Genomic DNA, 3,717 nt, shown 5'->3' on the forward strand with positions numbered 1-3,717 from the left:
GGGGATTTCGTCGCCGCGGTGGACGCGGATTTCGCCGCGAAGCGAGCCGTCGGCCTGGACCTCGGCCGATCCCGAGCCGCAGACCGGGTCCATCTCGTCATTGCCGTTCCAGTCGAACGCGATGGCGGCGCGATCACTCCCGCGGCCGGCTCCGCCAGCGAAAGCTCCGGTGACACACCCGAAGGCGAACTCACCGCGACCGTCCTCGAAGAGGATGTAGGCCGGCTCGACCATGTCGGCGTAGTCGTCCTCGTAGCCGGGCAGCGCAACGATCCGCCACTTGCCCAGGACGCTCACGCCGGAGCTCCGAGCAGCTTGGGCAGGCGGACGAGGTTGTAGGCCGCAGCCGTCAGAGTGAAAGCCCATCCGACCTTGTCGCGGCCTTTGAAGCGGGCCTTGCGCAGGCCGCCGACGGTCTTGATCCAGCCAAAGCCCTCCTCGATGCGTTTGCGGATCTTCTGGCTCCGACCGTAGCCGGCGTGGCGGGTGGTTCGTCCGTCGATGGAAGAGCGGCGGCCGTTGGTGTTCCGGGCCACGTGCGCGCGCACATTCATCGACCTGAGCTCGTTGACGAAGTCCTCGGCGTCATAGGCCTTGTCGGCACCCACCGAGATTGCCCTGGGCCGGTCCGCCCTCGGCTCGATCATCGACAAGGCCGCGATGCGCTCGGCGTGACCGTTCGCCGAGGTCAGGCGGGTGTCCACGATCAGGCCCGAGCGGTTTTCCATCAGGGTGTGGCCGATGAAGCAGAGCCTGGCCTCCATTCCCGGACCCTTGCGGTAGAGGCGGGCTTCTCGGTCCGTGGTGCTCGCGTGGGTCTCGTTCGAGCGCGTCTGCCCCCGGAAGTCGACCTCTGCGTTGCGCCCGTTGGCAGACGGCGGCGGGTCTTCGCCTCGACCGTCGCCATCCTGGTCCTTGGGCTTGAAGCACATCAATCGAAGCCCAAGCCTCGATCAGCGTCCCGTCGACACTGAAGTGGTCGCTGGACAGAAGCCGCTTCACGCGGGGCTGAGCCAGCACGGCGGCCAGGAACTGGGCCGCGATCTCACCGGCCAGGAGCCGATCCCGGTTCCGGGTGAAGCTCGAATGGTCCCAGGCCTGATCGTCGATGCCCAGCCCGACGAACCAGCGGAACAACAGGTCGAACTCCAGTCGCTCCATCAGCTGCCGCTCCGAGCGGATCGGGTAGAACGCCTGTAGGAGCATGGCCCGCAGCAGCATCTCGGGCGGGATCGACGGACGACCCATCCGGACCGCATAGAGCGCCGAGAAAGACCCGCTCAAGGCCGCCAGCGCCTCGTCCGTGAGTTGTCGGATGGCCCGCAGAGGATGATCGGACCGGACCCGAGCCTCCAGGTCCACATACGAGAACAACGCCCCCGAACGCCGATCCGAGCCCCGCATCTGCCTTCCCCAACGACTGCCAGGGAACAGTGAATCATGCCAACCCCTGGCACGCCACGGACTTCTTCAACACCGTGCTAGAGCTGTGCCCTGGCGGGTTGAATCGCTTGGGGTAGGCGATCTGGTTGGCGTATGATTCACTGGATGGGCTTGTGAGGGAGGATTGCCATGCCTTCAGCCCTGTCGGTCGATCTGCGCGAGCGTGTGGTCGCCGCGATTGAAGCGGGTGCATCGCGGCGTCAGGCTGCCAAACGCTTTGGGGTCGGGGCAGCCAGCGCGATCCGTTGGTACGAGCGCTTTCGGTAGGACGGGCGGATTGTGCCCAGGCCCATGGGCGGCGACCGCAACTCGCAGCGCCTGGAAGCGCAGGCGGCCCTGATCCTTCGGATCCACGAAGAGCACCCGCTCTCCTTCCTGCGGGAACTGAGCGACAGGCTCTCGGAACGGGGCGTCCGCGCCAGCACGAGCAACCTGTCACGCTTCTTCGCCCGGCATGGGATCACCCGTAAAAAGGGGCTGTCCACGCGGCCGAGCAGGAGCGGCCGGATGTGAAGGCCGCGCGCGAGGGCTGGTTCGAGCGTCAACCCGATCTCGATCCAGATCGCCTGGTCTTCCTCGACGAGACGGCCGCCACGACGAAGATGGTCCGCCGGTATGGCCGTGCTCCGTGCGGTCAGCGCTGCCGGATCGCCGTACCTCACGGGCACTACAAGACCACCACCATCACCGCCGCCCTGCGCGCCACGGGATCGATCGCCAGAACCCTCTTCGATGGAGCCACGGATGGTCTGCGCTTCCGGGCCTACGTCACCGACACCCTGGCTCCGGTCCTCAAGCCCGGTGACACCGTCATCCTCGATAACCTGAACGCCCATAAGGTCGCCGGGGTGCGCGAGGCCATCGAGGCAGTCGGCGCGCGGGTTCTCTACCTCCCGCCCTACAGTCCGGACTTCAATCCGTGTATGGATGGCTCCTGCGGGTCAAGGATGGCGATCAGTTTGGGTGAACTGGTCGGCTGCGGCCATGTATACGGCGTCTGATCTGCAGCGGGATCGCTGCGCGCCCTGATGAAGTCCGCTTGGATAACAGGTCCCACTCAATCGAGCGCGCTCAAAGTGCTCCGGATTGATCGGGGTGTCCTGGTTCTTCCTCTCCGTTCGTTCGCCATCACCTCACGTCGCCCTGACCGTTCGTTCAGCCATTCACGCAGCAGTCGCCTGCGGCTGGTAGCGTGATCCGTCCCTGAGGACGGCAAAGATCGTTCTTGCCATGCGATGCGCCAACGCGATGGCGGCGACTTTCGTCTTTTTTCGGACCAGCATGTCGGACAGCCAATCCTGCCTCGGACCGCACCTGGATCTCGCCATGATCTGCGACATGGCGCCCAGATAGAGCAGCCGCCGAATATACCGGTTGCCCATCTTTGAGATCCGCCCGATCCTCTGTTTGCCGCCGGTGGAATGTGGCTTGGGGGTCAGGCCGAGCCAGGCGGCATAGTCCCTCGCGCAGTCGAAGTTGCCGACGTCCGGCGTCGTCGCTGCGATGATCGTCGCCGAGAGCTTGCCGACGCCCGGGATCGTCGCCAGACGCGGGCTCGTCTCGCTTTGGGCGTGGGCCGCTTCGATCTCACGCGTCAACCGCTCGATCCGCGTGTCGGTGTCGACCAGCTGCTCGAAGAGGAGGCTGACGGGCAATCGGGCCGCTTCCGGCAGCTGATGCATTTGCGTTCGTAGACGGTCGACGTTCTGCGCCCCCTTCGCTGCGATGACGCCGAACTCCGTCATGTGGGCGCGGATCGCGTTGCAGATCTGCGTGCGCTGGCGGACCAAAAGATCCTGCGTGCGGTGGATGACCAGGACCGACGAGCAGGCTTCGCTCTTTACGGCAACGAACCGCATGGAGGGACGCGTGACCGCTTCACAGATGGCGGCCGCGTCGGCTGCGTCCGTCTTCCCGCGTTTCACGTAGGGCTTCACGTAAGACGGCGGCATCAGCCGGACGTCATACCCCAGTTCCTGAAGCTTCCGCGCCCAGTCGTGAGCGCCCCCGCAGGCCTCCATGCCGATCAGGCATCGCGGCAGTTTCTCGAAAAACGCGAGCAACTGACTTCGACGCAGTTGGCGACGCACGAGAACACGACCGCTTTCATCGACACCGTGGATTTGGAAAACACTCTTCGCGAGGTCGATACCGACCGTAGCAAGCTCGGACATGGGTGGCTCCTCAGCGTGAGGCGACAACATCCCGACTATGCCCCAACGCAAACCCGGGAGCAGGAGCCATCCACACCATCAATCGAGCAGGTCTTTGCCA

2 protein-coding genes and 2 pseudogenes are annotated in these 3,717 nt (G+C 65.1%); 1 reads left to right on the top strand and 3 read right to left on the bottom strand.

Features of this window, described 5'->3' with window-relative positions:
• Both MKK58_RS00420 and MKK58_RS00425 read right to left on the bottom strand, forming a co-directional pair.
• Positions 1 to 297 (bottom strand): hypothetical protein (locus MKK58_RS00420; protein ID WP_243910248.1); only part of this gene is annotated, 297 nt, incomplete at its 3' end.
• Positions 294 to 1,404, bottom strand: a pseudogene (locus MKK58_RS00425) (IS5 family transposase). The gene MKK58_RS00420 and the pseudogene MKK58_RS00425, both read right to left, overlap by 4 nt.
• Before the next feature lie 168 nt (positions 1,405 to 1,572).
• Between MKK58_RS00425 and MKK58_RS00430 the strand changes: the two are divergent.
• Positions 1,573 to 2,363: pseudogene (locus tag MKK58_RS00430) on the top strand (IS630 family transposase); the annotation flags it as partial.
• A gap of 243 nt (positions 2,364 to 2,606) precedes the next feature.
• Here MKK58_RS00430 and MKK58_RS00435 read toward each other — a convergent pair.
• Complete coding sequence (locus tag MKK58_RS00435; RefSeq protein WP_243910249.1) at positions 2,607 to 3,617, bottom strand: IS110 family transposase; 1,011 nt, start codon at positions 3,615 to 3,617, stop codon at positions 2,607 to 2,609.
• Positions 3,618 to 3,717: the final 100 nt, after the last annotated feature.

The sequence above is a fragment of the Methylobacterium sp. J-078 genome, from assembly GCF_022829285.1.
GTDB lineage: Bacteria > Pseudomonadota > Alphaproteobacteria > Rhizobiales > Beijerinckiaceae > Methylobacterium.